This is a genomic window from Kitasatospora sp. NPDC043950 (assembly GCF_056435345.1).
Window position 1 is genome coordinate 153,899 of record NZ_JBWKER010000010.1, and the last position, 20,756, is coordinate 174,654.

Annotated in this window: 13 protein-coding genes; 2 read left to right on the forward strand and 11 right to left on the reverse strand. The window is 72.2% G+C overall.

All coding sequences use genetic code 11. From position 1 onward, the window contains the following. Nucleotides 1-12 precede the first annotated feature (12 nt). Entirely contained in the window at nt 13-180 is a 168-nt protein-coding gene (locus AC07BF_RS09655) for a hypothetical protein (protein ID WP_363633465.1), read from the reverse strand. Beyond that, a complete protein-coding gene (locus tag AC07BF_RS09660) occupies nt 177-1,373 on the reverse strand; it encodes an FAD-dependent monooxygenase (protein ID WP_363633463.1) in 1,197 nt (398 codons plus the stop codon). The genes AC07BF_RS09655 and AC07BF_RS09660 overlap by 4 nt, the downstream gene beginning before the upstream one ends. Nucleotides 1,374-1,551: 178 nt before the next feature. On the opposite strand from AC07BF_RS09660, the gene AC07BF_RS09665 reads away from it, so the two are divergent. Next, the gene (locus AC07BF_RS09665) at nt 1,552-2,307 is read left to right on the forward strand and encodes a TetR family transcriptional regulator (protein WP_478333166.1); all 756 of its coding nucleotides are present in this window, start codon (nt 1,552-1,554) and stop codon (nt 2,305-2,307) included. Nucleotides 2,308-2,409: 102 nt separating this feature from the next. Here the strand turns inward: AC07BF_RS09665 and AC07BF_RS09670 are convergent, their stop codons facing one another. From AC07BF_RS09670 to AC07BF_RS09710, 9 genes are all read right to left on the reverse strand, one after another. Next, a complete protein-coding gene (locus AC07BF_RS09670) occupies nt 2,410-3,729 on the reverse strand; it encodes a cation:proton antiporter (RefSeq protein WP_363588781.1) in 1,320 nt (439 codons plus the stop codon). A 149-nt stretch (nt 3,730-3,878) separates the two neighbouring features. After that, nucleotides 3,879-5,051: a 4-hydroxybenzoate 3-monooxygenase gene (locus AC07BF_RS09675; RefSeq protein WP_478333167.1), complete on the reverse strand. Its 1,173-nt coding sequence runs from the start codon at nt 5,049-5,051 to the stop codon at nt 3,879-3,881. Between the two features lie 225 nt (nt 5,052-5,276). Next, nucleotides 5,277-6,062: an AraC family transcriptional regulator gene (locus tag AC07BF_RS09680; RefSeq protein ID WP_363588785.1), complete on the reverse strand. Its 786-nt coding sequence runs from the start codon at nt 6,060-6,062 to the stop codon at nt 5,277-5,279. Between the two features lie 324 nt (nt 6,063-6,386). Continuing rightward, nucleotides 6,387-6,611: a holin gene (locus tag AC07BF_RS09685; RefSeq protein ID WP_350880880.1), complete on the reverse strand. Its 225-nt coding sequence runs from the start codon at nt 6,609-6,611 to the stop codon at nt 6,387-6,389. A 195-nt stretch (nt 6,612-6,806) separates the two neighbouring features. Continuing rightward, complete coding sequence (locus AC07BF_RS09690; protein WP_400802987.1) at nt 6,807-7,502, reverse strand: formyltransferase family protein; 696 nt, start codon at nt 7,500-7,502, stop codon at nt 6,807-6,809. A 5-nt stretch (nt 7,503-7,507) separates the two neighbouring features. Then, nucleotides 7,508-8,746, reverse strand: a complete 1,239-nt coding sequence (locus AC07BF_RS09695) for a cytochrome P450 (RefSeq protein ID WP_478333168.1) — start codon at nt 8,744-8,746, stop codon at nt 7,508-7,510. Further along, nucleotides 8,743-10,536: a type I polyketide synthase gene (locus AC07BF_RS09700; protein WP_363633456.1), complete on the reverse strand. Its 1,794-nt coding sequence runs from the start codon at nt 10,534-10,536 to the stop codon at nt 8,743-8,745. Before AC07BF_RS09700 ends, AC07BF_RS09695 begins: the two co-directional genes overlap by 4 nt. 66 nt (nt 10,537-10,602) lie before the next feature. Continuing rightward, nucleotides 10,603-12,429, reverse strand: coding sequence for a non-ribosomal peptide synthetase (locus AC07BF_RS09705; protein ID WP_478333169.1), 1,827 nt, complete (start codon nt 12,427-12,429; stop codon nt 10,603-10,605). Further along, nucleotides 12,426-18,362, reverse strand: coding sequence for an acyltransferase domain-containing protein (locus AC07BF_RS09710; RefSeq protein WP_478333174.1), 5,937 nt, complete (start codon nt 18,360-18,362; stop codon nt 12,426-12,428). The genes AC07BF_RS09705 and AC07BF_RS09710 overlap by 4 nt, the downstream gene beginning before the upstream one ends. A gap of 864 nt (nt 18,363-19,226) precedes the next feature. On the opposite strand from AC07BF_RS09710, the gene AC07BF_RS09715 reads away from it, so the two are divergent. After that, nucleotides 19,227-20,600, forward strand: a complete 1,374-nt coding sequence (locus AC07BF_RS09715; protein ID WP_363588798.1) for an MFS transporter — start codon at nt 19,227-19,229, stop codon at nt 20,598-20,600. The last annotated feature ends 156 nt before the right edge of the window (nt 20,601-20,756 follow it).

Consider the following 20,756-nt stretch of genomic DNA (forward strand, 5'->3'; position numbering starts at 1 on the left):
CCGGTCGCCACCTCACCGGTGGATACGGCCGGTCCCCCACGAACGGTTCACACCGGCTGCCGCCATGGTGGTGACGGCGTCCTCGAAGTGGTCGACGACGGCCAGGCGGCCTGCGATGTCCACTCGTACGATGCCGCCTGCGCGCAGCCGGCCGAACGAAGGAAGATCGGGCCCAGTCATGAGTAATCCCCGCGTGTGGCACGGGACTTGAGCACACTCCCGGCCCGGGCTGTCGCGAGCACGACCGGCGACAGCCGAGTGGCCAGGTTCCTGGCCAGGATGCCGCCGCGGCCGGCCGGGACGAGCAGCGCGAAGGCCGCTCGTACGGACTGCCGGGCCTGGTCCACCAGCCCCCGGTGCGCGGCCTCGTAGCGGGCCAGGGCCGCGCGGTGGTCGGCGGGATCGGCGGCCAGGGCATCGGCCAGGCTGTAGGCGCCCGCCATGGCCAGGCTGGAGCCGCCGCCGAAGAGCGACACGCAGGACGCGGCGTCGCCGAGCAGCGTGACCCGGCCCCGCGACCACTGCGGCAGCCGGACCTGGCTCACCGCGTCGAAGTACAGTTCCTCGCTCTCGCGCACCTGCGCCAGCACCTCGGGCGCGCGCCAGCCCATCCCGGCGAACGCGGCGGTCAGCAGTCGCCGGTGCTGCTCGGTGTCGCGGTGGTCGAAGTCCGGCACGGCGGCGGACCGGACCATGAACGCGGCCAACGGCCTGCCGCATCCGGGATGCACGCAGAGAGCACGGCCCGGCGCGTTGTGGATCGCCACTTCCCGCAGGTCGCCCGCCGCCCCGGCCAACGGCATGGTGGCCACGTACATCCCCAGGTGGCGGACGAACCCGGACTCCGGGCCGAAGGCCAGCCGGCGGACGGCGGAGTGCAGGCCGTCGGCGCCGACCACCAGGGCGAAGCGGCGGGGGCGGCCGTACTCGAAGGTGACGTCGACACCCGCCTCGTCCTGGCTCAGGCTCGCGATCGAGTCGCCGAACACGAACTCGGCGTCGTCCCGGCTCGCTTCGTGGACGATCGCGGCGAGATCGCCGCGCGGCAGCTCGACCGTGTCGGCCCGGGCCGCGCCCGACAGGCCCCGCAGGTCGATCCTGCCCACCCGGCGGCCCGCGCCGTTGTAGAAGCCCACACCGGTCACCTGGGTGGCGGCCGCACGGAGGCGGTCCCTGATCCCCATCCGCTCGGCGACCTCCATCGCGCGACCGGCGACATCGACCGGGCTGCCGCTGGAGCGCACGGCCGCAGCCCGCTCGACCACGGTCGGCTGGAAGCCGTGGCGGGCCAGCCAGTGGGCGAGCGTCGGTCCGGCGATGCCGGCCCCGGAGATCAGCACGGTGCGATCGGCCGTCTTGGTCGAGGCGTTCATGGACGCTCCTTCTGTCATCGCCTGATCGCGTGTCATCGCCTGATCGCGGTCAGGCCGACTCGCGGCAGCCGTCGCCGGTCAGCGGTCGCGTCGGCGCTCCCGGACTGACCATCGGTCAGTAATTCGACGCTACGCCCTGACCGCTGGTCAGGCAAGGGGCAGCGACTAGGCTCCCCGTATGACTGCCGAGAACCCCGACACCCGGGCACGGATCCTTGCGGTGGCCCTGGAGGAGTTCGCCGCGCACGGCTACCACGCCACCTCGGTACGCGGGATCGCCGAGCGGGTGGACGTGACGAAGGCCGCGGTGCTGTACCACTTCCCCAGCAAGGCGGACATCCTCGGCGCGCTGATCGAACCGATGCTGGACGACCTGGACGCCGCGCTGGCGCCCACCGGCCCGCCGGATCCGGCCGCAGTCCGCTGGGCGGCGATCGAGGGGCTGCTCGACGTCTGGCTGCGCCACCGCGACCTGCTGCGGATGAGCCTGTACGACGCGGCGCCGGGCCTCTCGGGCCCGGGCTTCACGCGCTTCCGCGACGGGATGATGCGCGCGAACGTCCTGGTGGCGGGGCCCCACCCGGACTTCGTCGCCCGGGTGCGCGCCGCCCAGACGATCGCCATGCTCTCCGACCCGGTGATCCTGCTCGCCGACGCCCCGCCCGAGGACCTGCGCGCCTGCGTCCTGGCCGGGGTGCACCGGCTGCTGGACGGCCCCGAACCGCCCGCCGCCGGCCCCGGGCGCGTCGGCGGTGAGCGGCGCGGCCGACCGAGCGCGATGAGCCCGGCGATGGTCGACACCGCCCGGCGCCTGCACGCGGCCGGCCGCACCGCGGAGCAGATCGCGGCGGCACTCGGAGTCTCCCGGGCGACGGTCTACCGCCACCTGCCGACGCAGCCGGAGACACGAGAACGGCCGCCAGGCAACAGCTAATAATGAGACTTCATTGAGACACCGGAGGTCATCTCAGCGGTGATGCCGGTCAGACAGGCGCAGGAAGTCTCCACCCCGCCGGTGCTCCGGTCTCACGGTGCGTCACGCGCCGCTGGCCTCCTCGATGCCCGATCTCGCGGCGGCGTCCTGCTGTTGACGGGGCAGAGCGACCGGCCCGGTCCCGGGACGGGCGTCAGGAGCGCGGATGAGGCGCCGCACGAGCGGGTTGACGGGCAGGGTCGCGGCGAAGGCGGTGACGAGGAGAACGGTGAACAGCCGGTCGCCGATGATGCCGAGGTCACGGCCCAGCGTCAGGATGAGGACCTCGCCGAGGCCCTTGGTGTTGAGCAGGACCGCCACGGTCGTGGCCTCACCGCGCGGCACGCCGATCAGCCGGGCACCCAGTCTGGCGCCGGCGAACTTGCCGCCCCACGTGACGACCAGGAACACCACCACCGCGACCAGGCTTCCGGAACCCAGCCCGCCGATGTCCACGGACAGCCCGGTGAGCGCGAAGAAGACCGGCACCAGCAGCGCCCCCGCGTGGCGCATCGGCGCCTCGACGGCGTGCCGCAGTTCCTCGGCGGCGTCGCGCGGCATGGCCAGTCCGAAGGCGAAGGCGCCGATCACGGCGTGCATGCCGAGCCACGAGGTGGTCCACGCGGACAGCAGGATCCCGCTGCCGAGGGTCAGCAGGACGAGCAGGGGATGTCCGTCGGCGCGGACCGGCCGGCGCAGCAGGCGCCGCAGCAGCGGGCGGATCACGAAGGCCATCGCCGCCGCGTAGCAGGCGAGTTCGGCGAGCGAGAGGAGGACGTGGTCCGAGCCGCCACTCCGGGCCACGGAGGCGATGCAGGCGACGCCGCACCAGGCGGTGATCTCGGTGAGCGCCCCGCAGGCCGTGGCCATGGCCCCGGTGCGGGTCGCCTGCAGCTGGTTCTCCCCCACGATGCGCGCGAGCACCGACAGCGCGCTGGCGGACAGCGCGATGCCCAGGAACACGGCCAGCAGCACGGGGGACGTCTCCGTACCGATGAGGCGGGGCCACCTGGCCGCGAGGACGGCGGCCAGGGCGACCGCGAGGGCGAAGGGCACGGCGACGGACGCCGCAGTGACCGCCACCACGGTGCGGACCCGCCCGTTCAGCTGCTTCAGGTCGAGTTCCCAGCCGACGGCGAACATGAAGAGCGCGATGCCCAGTTGGGCGATCACCGAGAGGTGCTCACGGACCTGGGGCGGGAAGAGGACGTGCGGGAGGTCGCCCGGCAGCAGCCCGAGGACGCTCGGCCCCAGGATCACCCCGACCGCGATCTCGCCGACCACCACCGGTTGGCGCAGGCGGGTGCGCAGCGGCGACAGGGCGAGTCCGATCAGCAGGATGGTCGCGATGTCGGCCAGCGCGGTCGAGGAGGAGCCTTCCATGGTCGTGCGCCTTCCTGGGAACGGGGACGTGCGCGGCCCGGGGGCGCGGCCCCTGCATTATCGGGAAGGGCCCGTTCGTCGACGTAGCGTTCCCTGCGTGTCGCGGGCGCGCGGCTCCTCCCCCGCGCCCCGACCCGGACCTTCACGCCCTAGTTGGTGCCGGCGGTCAGCTCGCTGAACAGTTTGTTTGCCAACTCGGAGGCGAACTGGCGCTGGAGCTCGGCGCGGGCGATCTGCTTCTTGAACTCGCCCTCGTAGCCGGTGAAGCCCGCGTTGTGCATGGTGTCGGTGATCCACGTGGCGAACGCCTGGTAGTTCCAGATGTGTGGCAGGCAGGTCTGCGAGTAGCTGTCGAGGAGGCCGGAGTCGCCCTCCTTGGCGTGGCGGATCACTGCGCGGGCGAAGACCTCGGTGTCGTGCAGAGCGAGGTGGATGCCCTTGGCGCTCATCGGCGGCACGATGTGCGCGGCGTCGCCCAGGAGGTAGAGGCTGCCGTAGCTCATCGGGTCGAACACCACACTGCGCAGCGGAACGATCTGCTTGGACAGGATCTGCCCGCGCGAGGGCGGCGTGCCGAAGCGGGCCTCCAGCTCGCTCCAGATCCGCTCGTCCGGCCACTGCTCGGGGGTGTCGTCGACCGCGCACTGCAAGTAGATCCGGCTGGCTTCGGGGCCGCGGGGGATCATCCCGGCCAGTCCCAGTTCGTGGATCGCCATGCCCGAGGGCTTGGTCTCGGTGGCGGCCAGGACGCTGAGCCAGGAGTAGCCGTACTCGTGGGAGTACTCGGTCAGCGCGGAGGCGGGGATGGAGCGGCGGGAGACGCCGTGGAAGCCGTCGCAGCCGGCGATGAAGTCGCAGTCGACGGCTCGCGCCGCACCGTCGGCGTCCCGGTAGCGCACCACGGGGTGGCCCTGGGTGAGGTTTTCCAGGGTGACGTCTGCGGCTTCGTAGCGCAGGTCACCGCCCTCGCGGAGGAAGACCTCGGTGAGGTTGCGCACCAGGACCTGCTGCGGGCAGTACAGGCTCTCGTTGTTGTCCTCGTCCACGTCGATCGGCATCGCGTGGCCGTCGATGTAGAAGCCGCCCTCGCTGTACGGGATGGGGTCGCCTGCGAGGACCTCCTCCAGGCCCCATTCGCGGAGGAGGCGCACGCCGAAGGTGTCGATCGTTCCGGCGCGCTGGCGCTTCTCGACGTAGGCGCGAGGGTGCTTCTCCAGCACGACGCAGTCGACGCCGTTGCGCAGCAGGAAGTTGCCGAGAGTCAGACCGGCGACGCCGGCCCCGATGATGACGACGGCCGTGTCGTCGTGTGTCTCAGTCATGCGTGCGAGCCCTTCATGATCCGTGCAGTGGTCGGTACGCGCCGAGCGCGTACGTCGCGGCGGCGGCCGTGAGGTCGGAGGGCCGGCGCTCGCTCGCTGTCCACTATGGAAGACCCGGCGGGCCGCGAACCACTGGTAAGTCGACACCCGATACCGGAAACCCGCCAAGCTGGCTCTGGCGTCGCGCGCTGTGCACCTGACCAGCGCGAACCGCCCGGGTGGGGGCTAGCGCGCGTGGAAGCGCAGGCCGGCCTGATAGCGGCCGGGGGTCTGGCCGACGACTTCGGTGAAGGCGTCGATGAAGGTGGACGGATTGGACCATCCGCACGCGACCGTGGTCTCCGTCACCGTCATCCCGTCGGTCAGGTGCGCCAAGGCGTGGTGGATGCGCAGCGTGGTCCGCCAGCGGTGGAAGCTCATGCTCAGCTCGGCGTGGAACAGGCGGCTGAGCGTGCGCTCGCTGGCTCCCACCGCCTGGCCGAGCTCGGCCAGGGTGCAAGGCCGGGCGGGGTCCGCGCGCAGCAGGTCGGTGGCGGCGCGCAGCCGGTCGTCGCTCGCTTCGGGAAGGTGGAGGGAGGTCTCGGCGGCGTCGGCCAACTCGTCCACGATCACGGCGAGCAGGCGCCGGTGGGCGCCAGGCCGCCGTTCTGGCTCGTCGGTGAGCGCCAGAAGGGCCTCGCGCAGCAACGGGCTTACCGCGAAGACGCTGGGGTGATCGATGAGCACGGCGCACAAGTCGAGTGGGACGGACACCAGCCGTACGTCGGTCTGCCCGTAGAAGCGGTGCGAGTGGGCAAAGCGCGGAGGCGTCCAGGTGATCCGGTCCGCCGGGGCGACCCACGTGCCGCGCTCCGTCGCCGTGACCAAGGCGCCGGCGGCGGCGTAGACCAGCTGACCGTGGACGTGGCTGTGTGGATCGAGCTGAAAGCCGTGCGGCAGCCAGGCACCGCCTTTCAGGATCTCCTCGTCTGCATCGGCGGGCAGCGGTGAAGTATGGCGGGTTGTCGGCATCGGGCGTCAGTTTACCGGTGGTCTCGCGCAGAGCGTCGCGCCGACAGTGGTCGCATGACCACGGTGACGCTCAAGTCCCGTCCCCGGTGGAGGTAGCGGTGGCCTCCCGGATCCAGCGCCCGCGCAAGCGGCGGATGCTGTCGTTGACCGTGCAGGGAAGCGAGCAGCCCAGTCCGCATTTCATGACCGTCACGCTCGGCGGCGAGGACGTCCAGCACCTGGAGCGGGCAGGCTTTGTCGCCTTCCCCGCCGCCGTATGGGGCGCCTTTGCCGCGGCCGTTCGCCAGGGGGAGTTCCCGGCTTGGCGCACCCGGGCCGGGCCGGTCAGTCGTGGGGGCGGGCCAGCAGGGCGGCCGAGTTCGGGTCGCCGACGAAGGTCGCGGCCACTCCCTTGACCACGGCCAGCGCGGCCGGCAGTGCCGCCACGGCCGCCGCCTTGAACGCGCCGATCGACGTCAGGTCGAATCCGTCCGCCAGCAGCAGGCCGAGGAACGCCACGGCGTAGGTGGCGACGGTGCGTTCGGCCAGGTCGATGATGAACTTCCGCATGGTCGGGACTCCTTCGCGGTGAAGGTGCAGAGGTACGCGGGGGGCGCTCGGAATCGCCGTCCCTGGTGTACACGTTCACGCTGTCGAGTTCCGACGACGGACTCGGCGTCCAGTCCGGTGCCGGGTTCACCCACCGGCCCGGTGCCCCGCACACGTGTGGTGTGCGGGGCACCGGTTCCAGAGGCCACTTGGCCGTCACCCTTCGTGCAGGGCCCACTTGCTGCTGTCGACCTGCACCGTTCCGGGCAGCGCGATGAGTTCGGGCTTGAACAGCGGTGGCGCGCCCATCGCGGGCTCCCAGGTGGCCAGCTTCTCGTCCTGCGGAACCTCGATCCGCCGGTCCGCGGTGAGGTCGGCGACCACCTTCAGGAGCAGTCGCACGCCGAGCGGCGCCAGGTGGTCGCGCCACAGGCTCTGCGCGGTCGAGCCCGGAGGCACGAACAGGTGCTCCTGGGCGGCGAGCGGGCCCGCGTCCGTGCGCTCGGTGAGGTGGTAGACGCTTCCGCCCGTCACCTTGTCGCCGTCGCGGATCGTCCACCGGATGGCGTCCCGGCCGCGGTGCAGCGGCAGCAGGCTGGGGTGGTACCCGATGGTGGCGACGGCGGCCCGGGCGCGGGTCTGGCGGCCGAGGAAGGCGTGCGAGTGCGCGGCGACGATGATGTCCACCCCGTCCGGGATGTGCCGCGCGCGCAGTTCGGCCGAGTCCGTCCACGGGACGTCCTTGTGGTACGCCCAGGAGCGCAGGCGGTCCCAGCACATCGCGTCGCCCTCGTCGGACTTCCCCTTGCGCAGCCGGGGGGCGGCTGCGCCGACGATCTTGTGCCCGTCGTCCGACAGGGCTTCCGCGACCGCGACCGCGAATCCCCCTTGTCCTGACATGTAGATGTTCATCCGGATCAGTCGACCTCTTTCAGTCCGCGGTGGTCGGGCTCGAACCGCACCGGCATCGTGGAGAACCCGGTCAGGAAGTTGGACCGGATCCGCAGCGCCTCCTCGGTCTGCTCGAACCCGGTGGTGAAGTCCCGCAGGGCCGTGAGCAGTTCGGCGATCTCCACCTTGGCCAGGTACGAGCCGACGCAGAAGTGCGGGCCGTAGCCGAAGGCCAGGTGCTTGTTGGGGGTGCGGCCGAGGTCGAACACCCCGGGCCGCGCGAAGACCCGTTCGTCCCGGTTGCCGGAGGCGTGCCAGAGCGTGACGATGTCGCCCGGGCGCAGCCGTACGCCGTGCAGTTCGGTCTCCCGTACGGCGCTGCGCCCGAAGTGCATCGTGGGAGAGGCCCAGCGCAGCACCTCGTCCACGGCGGTCTCGACCGCGACCTCGCCGTGCTTGAACCGCCGCCACTGCTCGGGCCTGGCGGCGAGCGTGTGGACGCAGTCGATCATCGTCAGCCGGCTGGTCTCGTCGCCGCCGATGATCAGGCTGTAGCAGTTGAGCACGACGTCCTCGTCGGACAGCGGCACACCGTCGATGGAGCTGCCGATCAGCATGCTGATCACGTCGTCGCCCGGGGACTCGCGCCGCTCCTCGACGACGTCCAGGAAGTACATCAGGATCTCGTTGCGGGCCATCTCGGAGTCGACCTCGTCGACGTCCTCGTCCTCGGCCGACAGCGCGGTCTTGGTCAGGGCGAGCAGGTAGTCCCGGTCCTGCTCGGGCACGCCGAGCAGGTTCGAGATCGTGGTCATCGGGATCCGGCCGGCGATCTCCTCCGCGAACTCGCAGCCGCCGGACTCGACGGCCTCGCGGATCCACTGCCGGGTGTTGACCCGGACCGTCCGCGCGACCTCGTCGAGCACCCTCGGCGAGAGCACCCGCTGGAGGATCTTGCGCAGTTCGTGGTGCCGGGGCCCGTCGGTGACGGCCAGCATCCGGCCGGCCCCGGCGTCGCCGCCCTCCAGGAGCGTGACGAGCACGTTGCCGCGCTCGGACGTGAAGTTCGCGTTGTCCCGGTAGGTAGCCATGATGTCGTCGTGGCGGGAGAGCACCCAGAACCCCCGGCGGCCGTCGACGGGCGGGTTCCAGTGCATCGGGGCGGTGTTCCGCAGGGTGCGCCAGAACCCGTCGAGGTCGTGGTCCGCGAAGGTGGCCGGGTCGCCCAGGTCCACGGTGTCCAGTGCCGGCGTGCTCATGGTCACCAGTCCGTGCGCCAGAACCGGCGCGGCTGGAACGGGTAGGTGGGCAGCGGCACGCGGCGACTGGCCTCCCCCAGGTGCAGGGCTTCGAAGTCCACCTGCTGGCCGGTCACCCAGGCGGCGGCCAGCTCGGACAGCGCCCGCGCGTCCTGGCCTGACGGCACGATCCCGTTGTCGTTGCGGGAGAAGCGGGAGAAGGAGCCCGGGTCCGCCTGCGGGGCGGCGGCGGTCGTGGTGGCGGGGCCGCGGACGGCGTCGTCGGACAGCGCCGCGATCAGCTCCGCGCGGCTGCGGACCACGGCCGCCCACCGGCGGGCCATCACCTTGCGGCCGAGGTTGAGGCTGAAGCAGACGTCGTCCAGGCGCAGGTCGGGGTCGGCCTCCAGCCGGTCCTTGAGCCGCGCGCGCTGGCGGGCCAGCGCGTCGTCGTCCAGGGCGGACAGGGTGGCCAGCCGCGGCCGGCCCTCGTCCTCGGGGGCGCGTCCGGCGGCCGTCGGGGCCTCCTCCAGCAGCAGGTGCGCGTTGTAGCCGCCGCCACCGATCGAGGTGATGCCCGCGCGGCGGATGCCGGCCTCCGGCTCCCAGTGCGCCCCTTCGATCTGCGGCACGAAGGGGGTGCTGGGGAAGTCGAGGTCCTGGTTGACCTCGGTCAGGTTGATCGTCGCCGGGAGCGTCTTGTGGTGCAGCGCCAGCGCGGCCTTGATCGCGCCGAAGCCGCCCGAGACCACGCCGCCGTGGCCGACGTTGCCCTTGACCCCGCCGATCGAGGTGGTCGCGGTCTGCTTCCCGAACGCCATGGTCGCCGCGTGCACTTCGAGCTCGTCGGTCATCGGCAGGCCGAGGCCGTTGGCCTCGTACATGGACACCGTGTCCGGGGTGACGCCGCCGACCTCCATGGCGTTGGCGATGCAGGCGCTCAGCCGCTCGGGCTGGGCCAGGCCGTACGCCATCGCGCTGACGCCGTTGTTGTTGACGGCCGAGCCCTTGACCACGGCGTAGATGTGGTCGCGGTCGGCGACGGCGTGGCCCAGCGGCTTCAGCAGCACGGTGACGACCCCGCTGGACAGCGCGGTGCCGGTGCCGTTGGCGTCGAACGGGCGGCAGTGGCCGTCCTTCGACAGGATGCGGTTCTCCTCCCACAGGTGGCCGCGCGGGTGCGGCAGGCGGACCATCGCGCCGCCGGCGATCGCCAGGTCGGTCTGGCCGAGCAGCAACGACTGACAGGCCAGGTGGACCGCGTAGTGGAAGCCCGCGCAGACGGCGGCGACGGTGACGGCCTCACCGATGAGCCCCATGTAGTACAGCGCGTTGGAGGTCATGGTGTCCGGCGACCACGCCAGGCTGGCCTCGATCGCCTCGGGGCCGACCGACACCCGGTCCGGCGGGGAGCTGTAGAGCGCGGCGGTCTGCGGGTTGTTGGCGCCGTACATGCCGATCTCGGCCCTGAGCCGGTCCGGGTCGTAGCCGCCGTCCTCCAGCGTCTCCCAGGCGCTCTCCAGGAACAGCCGGTTCTCCGGGGTCATCGCGGCCGCCATCCGGTCGCTGATGCCGAACACCGACGGGTCGAACTTGTCGTACGTGTCGAGCACGCCGCAGGCCCGCACGTAGAACGGGCTGTGGATCAGGGTCTCGTCGACGTGGATGTCGTCCTTGGCCAGGAACGACACGGACTCCCGGCCGTGGACGAGGTTGTCCCAGAACTGCTCCTTGGTGCGGGCTCCGGGCGCCCGCAGGGACATGCCGATGACGGCCACGTCGCCCGGGTCGTAGTCCTGCTCGGGGTTGTCGGTCATGGGGAGGCTCCTGCTTCGTTTCGAGTGAGGGTGACTCAGCGGCCGCTGTACGCAGACGTCGGCGGCTCAGCGGCCGGTGGCGCCGCCGCGGCCGCGCAGCGCGGCCCGACGGGTGTTGGCGCGCGCACGGGCGGACTGGACCGCCTCGGGGGTGGCGCCGCTCTCGTCGTCGAGCCAGCGGGCGAGGGAGGAGATGTCGCGGAAGCTGAAGAGGTCGGGCACCCGGACGCGGCGGTCGAAGCGCCGGGTCATCAGCCGGGCGAGGCGGATGAGCAGCAGGGAGTCCCCGCCGAGGTCGTAGAAGGCGGACTGCACGTCGATGCTCGACGGTTCGAGGTCGAGCAGCTGGCCCCAGATCTCCGACAGGGCCACCTCGGTCGGCGTGCCGGCGGCCGTCAGGGGCCCGCCGCTGTCGGCGGCCGGCGGCTCGGGCAGCGCGTTGCGGTCGAGCTTCCCGCCCGGCCCCAGCGGAAGGACGGCCAGGACCACGAGCGTCGCGGGCACCATGTAGTCGGGCAGTTCGACGGCGAGCCTGCCGGTGACGGCGCTCTGGAGCGCGGCGTCCAGCCGGGGGCCGCCTTGCGGCGCGTCGTCGCCGGCGGGCACGACGTAGCCGACGAGCCGGTTGCCCCGGACGACGGCGGCGGCCTCCCGGACTTCGGGGCAGCCGGTCAGCCGGGCCTCGACCTCCTCCAGCTCGATGCGGTAGCCGCGCAGCTTGACCTGGTGGTCGGTGCGGCCGAGGAAGCGGAGTTCGCCGCCGTCGGTGAACTTGACGACGTCCCCGGTGCGGTACATCCGCTCGCCGTTGCGGAACGGGTCCGGCACGAAGCGTTCGGCCGTGGTGCGCGGCCGGTTGACGTAGCCGTGCGCGAGGCCGGCGCCGCCGAGGTAGAGCTCGCCGGGCTCACCGGCCGGGAGCGGCTTCAGCTGCTCGTCGAGCACGTAGACCCGGTCGCTGGTCGTCGGCGGGCCGATCGTCGGTTCGTCGGTCCCGTCCTCGGGCACCGGCCCGAACGAGCAGAAGACCGTCCCCTCGGTGGGGCCGTAGGCGTTGAACACCCGGTCGGCGCCGGTCTCCCGGTAGGTGCGGTCCACCAGCTTGCGGCGCAGGGCCTCGCCGCCGAACACGACCGTGCGCACGTTCGGCGGCAGGGCTCCGGCGTCGAGCAGGCTGTTCATGACCGAGGGGACGACGTTCAGGTGGGTGATCCGGTCGGCGTACCGGCTCTCCGGCAGGTGCACGGCGCTCTCGACGAGCACGACGGCGCCGCCGCGGCACAGCGCGTTGAAGATCTCCATCACGGACAGGTCGAAGCAGACCGAGCTCGCCGCCGAGACTCCGCTCAGGTCGCAGCCGTCGAGGACCCGGTCCATCTCGGCGAGCATCGCCACGCAGCCGCCGTGCCGGACGGCCACGCCCTTGGGCCTGCCGGTGGAGCCCGAGGTGTAGATGACGTACGCGGTGTCGCCGGGCACGACCGCGACGGGCTTCGCGCCGGGCTCGGTCGTGACGTTCTCCCCGAGCACGACCACGGTCGGGCCGGGCGGGCAACTGGCCCGGGACGCGGGGGTGGTGAGCAGCAGACGGGTCCCGCTGTCCTGGACCATGAAGGTCAGCCGGTCGGCGGGGTAGTTCGGGTCCAGCGGCAGGTAGCAGGATCCGGCGCGCAGGGCCGCCAGGATGCCGACGAGCAGGTCGGGGGTGCGCTCGACGCAGATGCCGACCGGGACGCCGGGGCCCGCGCCGTCGGCGACCAGCCGTTCGGCCAACTCCCGGGAGCGCTCGTTCAGTTCGCCGTAGGTCAGGACGCCGGCGTCGGAGTAGACGGCGGTCGCGTCGGGGTTCTTGAGGGCCTGCTCGACGAACGCGGAGTGCAGGGTTTCGGTCACCGGTCCGTCTCCTCGGGGAGGCCGGTCGGCGCGAAGTCGCCGATGGCCCGGTCGGGTTGGGCGATCGCGTCGAAGAGCACGGTGCGGTACAGCGCGAGCAGTGCCGTCACGGTCTGCCTTTCCAGGTAGCTCGGTTTGAACTGGACGTGGCCGGCCACCTCGCCGTCGATGTCGGCCATCGAGATCTCGAGGTCGAACTTGGCGAGGTGCCTGCGCACCTGAAGCGGTTCGAGCGGCAGCGCGCCGTCGGGCGTGATGGTGTCGCCGATGCCGTGGAAGAGCTTGACGGACCGGGGGAACGCGTCCGAGGAGAGCCAGTTGACGACCACGTCGAACCACGGGGAGCGGCCCTCGGCCCTCGGCGGCCGCAGCTGGGAGGCCAGCAGGTCGAGGGGGTAGTTCATGTGCTCCAGGAGGCCGAGCGAGAAGGCGTGGACCTCGCGCAGCAGCTCGCGGAAGCTGCGGTCACCGGCGGGGTTCGCCCGCACCAGCACGGTGTTGAGGTAGTAGCCGATGGCGGATTCCCAGCCGGGTTCGGCGCGTTGGGCGATGGCGGTGGCCAGTACGGCGTCCTCGGTGCCGACCGCGCGGTTGAGCGTGGCGAAGAACCCGGCCAGCACGACGGTGCTGATCGACACGCCTTCGCGCACCGCGAACTCCCGCAGCAGGCGGGTCTCTTCGGCGCTCCAGCGGAAGGCGAGGTCGCGGCCCTCGTAGGTGACGCCCGGCGGCCGCTCCTTGGTGGACAGGTCGAGGTGGGCGGGCGGGTCGGCCAGCTTCTGCGACCACCAGTCCAGGGCCGCGCCGGCCGCCGGGCCGGCCAGCCACTGCCGCTCCCACGCGACGAACTCCGTGTACGGGGCGACCGGCGCGCTGTCGGCGGGGTCGGCGCCCTCGTAGAACTCCTGGAGTTCGCGGATCATGACGTCGGCCGACGCCGCGTCCGACGCGATGTGGTGGACGAGCACCAGCAGGTAGTGGTCCGCCGGACCGCGCGTCAGGAGGACGATCCGCACCAGCGGCCCGTTGTCCAGGTCGAGCGGCTCGTGCCCGTAGCGGGCCAGTTCCTCGCGGGCCTGTTCGTCGTCCAGGTCGGTGCCGTCCGCCACGACGAACTCGTACACCGGTTCGTCCAGGATGACCTGGTACGGGCTGCCGCCCGCCTCCACGAAGAGGGTGCGCAGGGCGGGGTGGCGCTCCATCACGGCCCGTACGGCGCGGTCCAGGGCCTTCTCGTCGACGGCGGTCCGGATCCGGGCGGTCACCATGAAGTTGTAGGGCACGGCGTCCGGCGCGACCATCTGCATGAACCACAGCGAGGCCTGGCCGTGCGAGGCCGGTGCCAGTGCGAGGCCGAGGCCGTCGGCGCGCAACTGGTCCAGGGCCGGTGCGTCGGTGGCCTCCAGCAGTCCGCGCGCGTCCAGTTCGTCCACCAGCTCCTCGGCGTCCAGTTCGGACAGCTCGTCGAGGTACGTCCGGTCCGGCTCGGCCTCGGGGGCCGAGGCGGGGGCGGGGGCGGGGGCGGCCGACGGTACGGGCGGTGCCGTCGCGGGCGCGGCCGGTCCGGCGGTGAGCTCGACGAAGTGGCCGACGACCTCGGAGATGGACCGGCCGTCCAGGAACACCACCGGCGACACCCGGTGCCCGAACAGCGACTGCAGCCTGTTGACGAGGCGGATCGCCAGCATCGAGTCGAGGCCGAAGTCGAGCATGCTGGCGTTCACGTCGAACCTGCTCACCGGCACGCCCAGCGCGTCGGCGAGCTCGGCGAGGACGACCTCCGCCACCGGCCGGATCTCCGTCGGCTGCTCCTCCTCCACCACACGGGCCACGGGCGCGGACGCGGCTTCGACGGCCGGGGCCGGCGCGTGGGCGGGGCGGGGCTCGGTGTCGATCCAGTAGCGGTCCTTCTGCCACTGGACGAGCGGCGTCTCCACGACCTCGACGTCGTCGGCGAACAGCGGGTCGAAGGTCAGCGGCAGGCCCCTGACGTACAACGACGCGGCGGCACCCAGCAGGCAGCGGAGGTCGCTCTCGTCGCGCCGCAGGGAGTTGATCGCGTGCACCTGGGCGCCACGGGTCAGCGCGATCTCCTCGACCGCGCCGCGCAGCGTCTCGTGCGGGCCGATCTCGATGAAGGTGCCGACGCCCTGGTCGACCAGCGCGCCGATCGTCTCGGCGAACCGGACCTGGTTGCGCAGGTTGTGCACCCAGTAGTCGACGTCGGCGACCGGGTTCACCGTGTCGGCCAGTGCCGTGGAGTGGAAGTCGATGCCGGGCGTCAGCGGGGTGATGCCGTCGATGCCCGCGCGCAGCGGCTGGAGCAGCGGGTCCATGCCGGGGCTGTGCACCGGCCGTTCGACCCGGATCCGCCGGGTCGAGATCCCGTCCCGCTTGAGGTCGGCTTCCAGGGCGTCGACGGCTTCGGGCGAGCCGGAGACCGCCGCGCTGGTGGGGCTGTTGACCACGGCGACGGCCGCGTGCGCGGCGTAGGGGGCCAGCCGCGGCAGCAGCTCCGCCTCCGGCAGGTCGACCGAGATCATGGCACCCGCGGCGGCCTTGCGCTCCAGCAGGTGCGACCGGGCGACCACCACGCGGGCGGCGTCCTCCAGCGACAGCGCGCCGGCCACGCAGGCGGCCGCGACCTCGCCCAGGCTGTGCCCGACGACGGCGGTCGGCTGGATGCCGAGTCCGAGCCAGACCTTCGCCAGCGAGACCTGGAGGGCGAACAGCACCGGCTGCTGGAAGTCCATCTCCTCGTACCCGGCCTCGTCGGCCGGGGCGGCGAGCCGGTCGAGCACCGAGCAGCCGCCGGCCGCGCGCACGGCGGCGTCGCAGGCGTTCATCCAGGTGCGGAAGCCGGCGTGCGAGCGCAGGAGTTCGCGGCCCATGCCGACCCACTGGGTGCCGCCGCCGGAGAACACCAGCGCGACCCGCCGGTCGACGCTGCCGGAGACCGTGCCCGTGACGACGTCGGGGTGCGGCTGGCCGGCGGCGACCCTGGCGAGGCCGTCCAGGACGTCCTGCCGGTTGCGGGCGAACAGGGCGATCCGGTGGTTGTGGTGGGTGCGCCTGGCGGCGAGCGTGTAGGCGAGGTCGGAGACCCGCAGGCCCGCGTCGCGTTCGACGTGGTTGGACAGCTCGCGGCAGGTGTCGGCCAGCGCGCCGGCCGTACGTGCGGTGACGGGGACGAGGTGCACCTGCTCGTCGGCGGCGGCGTCGCTCCGGCCGGGCGTGACGTGCCGCCCGCGGTCGCCCGCGAGGAAGGGGTGGGCCGCGACGGGGAGGCCGGCGGTGTACAGGGCGCCGAGCGAGCCGAGCAGGGTCGAGGCCTCGTCGGCGCCGCGGCGCAGCGAGGGCAGGGTGGTCGCCGTCAGGATCTCCGACACCGACTTGAGCAGGACGGGGTGCGGGCTGATCTCGATCACCGCGTCGACGTCGTGGTCGCGCAGCTTCGTCAGGGCGTCGACCACCCGGATCTCCCGGCGCAGGTTGTCCGCCCAGTAGTCCGGCCCGAGCTCGGCACCGTCGACGCGTTCGCCGGTGACCGTCGAGATCATCGGGATGCGGGTGGTCCGGGGCCTGATGCCGTCGAGTTCGACCTTCAGCGGGGCGAGGACGTGGTCGACCAGCGGGGAGTGCGGGGCGTGGCCCATCCGGACCCGGTGGTTGGTGACGCCCGCCGCGGTCAGCCGCTGGACGAGGTCGTCGATCTCCTGCGGTGTGCCGGTGACCAGGGTGGAGTTCAGGCCGTTGTGGCCGGAGACGGTGAGCCGGCCGGTCAGGTACGGCCCGACCTCGTCGGCGGCGGTCATCACCACGATGCCCTCGCCGCGCCCCACGGCGAGCTGCTGGAGGAGCCGGCCGTGGTGGGCGGCCAGGCGGGAGGCGTCGTCGAAGTCGAGCACGCCGGCGATGTGGGAGGCGGCGAACTCGCCGACGCTCTGCCCCACGACGACGTCCGGCTCCACCCCCAGCGAGCGCCAGGCTTCGGCCAGCGCGACCTGGAGGGAGAACAGCAGCGGCTGGAAGACGTCCATGTCGTCGATGCGGCCGTCCGGGGACATCAGCTGCTCGACGAGCGAGAAGCCCAGCAGTTCCCGCATCCGCCGGTCGGACTTCATCATGGACCGGCGGAACACGGGCATTCCGGCGAGCAGTTGCCGGCCCATGCCCACCCACTGCGAGCCGTTGCCCGAGAACAGGAAGGCCACCCGCGGCCTGCGTCCGGTCCGTTCCCCGACGCTCAGCCCGGCGGCCGTCGCCCCGCTGCCGAAGGCGTCCAGCTGGGAGCGGAGTTCGGGCATGTCGCGGGCGGTGGCCGCGAGCCGGAACGGGCCGTCGCCGGGCGTCCGGCGGCAGAGCTCGCGCAGGTCGCTCTCGTCGCGCAGCGCCCGGGCCCGCTCGGCCAGCGCCTCCCGGGAGTCCGCGGCCAGCAGGAGCAGCGAGCTCTCGGGGCGCGGCAGTTCCTCGACGGCGACGTGACAGATCGCGCCGCCGAACCCGAACGAGCTGACGCCGCCCCGGCGGGCGTCGGAGCGTCGCGGCCACGGCGTCAGCCGGTCCTGGACGGTGAGGTTGTACTCGTCGAACATGATCTGCGGGTTCGGCGCGCTGTAGTGCAGGCTCGGCGGCAGCACACCGTTGCGCATCGACATCGCGAGTTTGACCAGGCCGACGATGCCGGCGGCCGCCTCCAGGTGCCCGACGTTGGACTTGACGGACCCGAGCCGCAGCGGCTCCGTACGGCCGCCGCCCAGCACCGCGCCGATCGCGTTGGCCTCGATCGGGTCGCCGAGGGGCGTCGCGGAGCCGTGGCACTCGATGTAGTCCACGAGGTGCGGGGCGATGCCCGCCCGCTGGTACGCGGTGCGGAGCATCTTCTCCTGCGCCTGGGGGTTCGGCGCCGTCATGCCGTTGCTCAGACCGTCGTTGTTGGAGGAGCTGCCCTTGATCAGGCAGTACACCGGCAGGTCGCGTTCCAGTGCCACGCTCAGCGGGGCGAGCACGACGACGCCGGCGCCCTCGCCGCGGACGTAGCCGTTGGCGCGGGCGTCGAAGGACTTGCAGCGGCCGTCCGGGGCGAGCGCGCCCATCGCGTCCATGGCGGTGTAGTAGTCGGAGACGAAGCTCAGGTTCACGCCGCCGGCCAGCACCAGGTCGCTCTCGCCCAGCCAGATCGACTGGCACCCCACGTGCACCGAGACCAGCGATCCGGCGCAGGCGGCGTCGATGGCCATGCTCGGGCCCTGGAGGCCGAGGACGTAGGAGACCCGGTTGGCGATGATGCCGTCGTGCATGCCTGTCGCGGTGTGCGGGGTGATCTGGCTGTCGGGGCCGCGGTAGTGCGCCAGGGCGGCGTAGTCGCCCCAACAGGAGGCCATGAACACGCCGGTGTCGCTGTCGACCAGGCTGTGGGGCGCGATGCCCGCGTCCTCCAGCGCCTCCCAGGACAGTTCCAGGATCAGGCGCTGCTGCGGGTCCATCTGGACGGCTTCGCGGGGCGAGATACCGAAGAACAGCGGATCGAACCGGTCGATGCCGTCGATGAATCCGCCCCAGCGCACCCTGTCGTTCAGCAGCTCGCGTCGCGCGGCCGGTACCGGCCCGACGGCGTCGCCGCCCTCGACCAGCAGCTGCCAGAACGACGACGGGTCCGGCCCGCCGGGGAACCGGCAGCCGATGCCCACGATCGCGACGGGCTCGTGCGAGGGCAGGCGGCGGCGATCGGCACTCGGGGCGGGCTCCGCGGCACGCGGACCGTCGACGAGCGCACGCGCCAGCCCGTCGACGGTCGGGTACTGCCACATCCAGGTGGCCGGGACCTGCCAGCCGAGGAACTCGGACAGCGAGGCCGCGAGCGTCACCGATCTCAGCGAGTCCAGTCCGTACCGGTGCAGCGGCGCCGAGCGGTCCACCGCGCTCGCGGACACGTCCAACAGCTCGACAACACGGGAAAGCAGGAAATCCGTTACGGCGGAAATGTCTCGCGCTGCGCGCTCTCGGGGCACGGCGACTCCCTCAACAGGGCGGATGGAATGGACGGGTGGAGCTTCACGGCCGACCGGTCGGGGGGGTTCGGTCCGCACCCGGGCAGCCGGACACGGGGGCGGCTCATGACGCGGAGGGTCCCCTTCGCCGCATCACGTTCCTGGGTGGGGCCGACGGTTGGCGTGCGGATGGGGTCGGCGTTTCCGACCTCCGCGTTCACAGCGAGTGAGAACTACCGTTCGTATACCGCTGTTTCGGCTGGCGGCGCAGCTCGCTCTCACCGCGGGAGAAATCACGGGCATCTCTGGGTCACATCGGTCCGCGAGTGCATCGACGACAGGATCACGTACGCGGATTCTTCACCTGCACGGCTACTGTCGATGGGCTCCAAGGTCCATTTGGTCAAGCGCGACGAGTATGCTGATTGAGGCAAAATGGATCGTCAGTGCTAATCCGACCGGCGGACAGCAGAGTGCCAGTTTGTTAATGGTGAGACAAGCGCCATTCGAGGGCCGGTTGAGGCAGTGGCGAGATTTGATCTCCAAGTGTCCGGTTCGAGTTGGAGCTGTCGGCGGTCCGAAATGGCGCCTCGACTCAGCAGCGCCCCCGCGTCACCGCGCCCCGGCCGGGACAGGCGCACGACCCCGCGAAAGGCGCGCTCCACCGGCACGCGATTGGGGTAGACAGCGGCTGAGTGACCCATGCAAGCTGACCCCCATGGCAGTTGAGAATCTTGATGCGGCGTCAGTCGATGCCGACCGTTCCTTAGCCGGTCCCACCGGCCGCGACGTCGACGGCAGGCCCGCATGACCGACGCCACCGATACCACCGACAGCACCGACACCGCGGTCAAGCCGGCGCTCCGGCCGGGACTGGCACTCGGCGTACTGGCCGGGGCGCTCGCCCTGGACGTGAGCGGTCTCGGAGTCCTCAACGCCGCCCTGCCGTCGGTCGGAGCGCGCTTCGACCTGGACGAGACCACGCTCCAGTGGGTCATGACCGCCTACGCCGTCACGTTCGCCGGCTTCCTGCTGGTGGGCGGCCGACTGGCCGACGTCCTCGGCCGGCGGCGGGTGTTCGAGATCGGGGTCGCCCTGTTCACCGTGTCCGCGCTGGTCGGGGCGCTGGCCCCGGACACCGCGGTGCTGCTGGGCGCGCGCGCCGCCCAGGGCATCGGCGCCGCCCTGTCCGGGCCGGCCGCGCTGGCCCTGCTCACCGAGACGTTTCCGGCCGGTCCGGCGCGCAACCGGGCCTTCAGCGTGTACGCGGCGGTCGGCGCCGCGAGCTTCAGCGGCGGGGTGCTGCTGGGCGGCGTACTGACCCAGTTCTTCGGCTGGCGTTCGGTGCTGTGGTTCTCGGTGCTGCTGGGGCTCGCCGTGCTGGCCGCGACCCGCGCCGGACTGCCCGGTGGCGCCGGGCACAGCGGCCGACTGGACCTGCCCGGCGCGATCACGGGCACGCTCGGACTCACCCTGCTCGTCGTCGGCGTGAGCAGCGACGGCGCGACGGCGTGGATCGTCCTCGGCGCCGCGGTGGCCTTCCTGGCGCTGTTCCTCGTGCGCGAGCACCGCACCGCCGACCCGGTGCTTCCGCTCGCCCTCTTCCGGATCAGGTCGGTCCGGGCCGCGAGCCTGGCGGCCTTCCTCCAGTACATGGGATCGGTCGGGCTGCTGTTCTTCGCGCCGCTGTACCTCCAGGGGATGCTGGACTACTCCCCCTTCGAGTCCGGTCTCGCGCTGGTGCCGATGTCCCTGGCCGTGTTCCTCACCGCCAACTTCGCCACCGGACGCCTGCTGGCCCGGTTCACCCCGCGCACGCTGATGGCGGTCGGCCTCGTCCTGATCGGCGGGGGTGCCGCACTGTGGCTGGGCACACCGCACGACGGCGGCTACGTGCAGTACGTGCTGCCCGGCCTGGTGCTCAGCGGCATCGGCCAGGGGCTGAACTTCCCCTCGATGACGTCCGCCGGGCTCACCGGAGTCCCGGCGCGGCAGCACGCCGTCGCCGGGGCGGTGAACGTCGTGGCGCAGCAGATCGGCGCCAGTGCGGGCGTCGCGGTGATGGTCCTGGTCGCCGCGACCGGCACGGACCAGCTCGCCGGCTACCACCTCGCCTACCTCACCGCCGCCGGCGCGTGCGTCCTCGGTGCGGCGGTCATCGCCGTACGACGGCAGGCCTGAGGGGCCCGGCCTACCGGCTCCCGGGGTTCGGGGTTCGGGGTTCGGGCGAGATCATGCGGAAGGGGGGGGGGGGGGGGGGGGGGGGGGGGGGGGGGGGGGGGGGGGGGGGGGGGGGGGGGGGGGGGGGGGGGGGGGGGGGGGGGGGGGGGGGGGGGG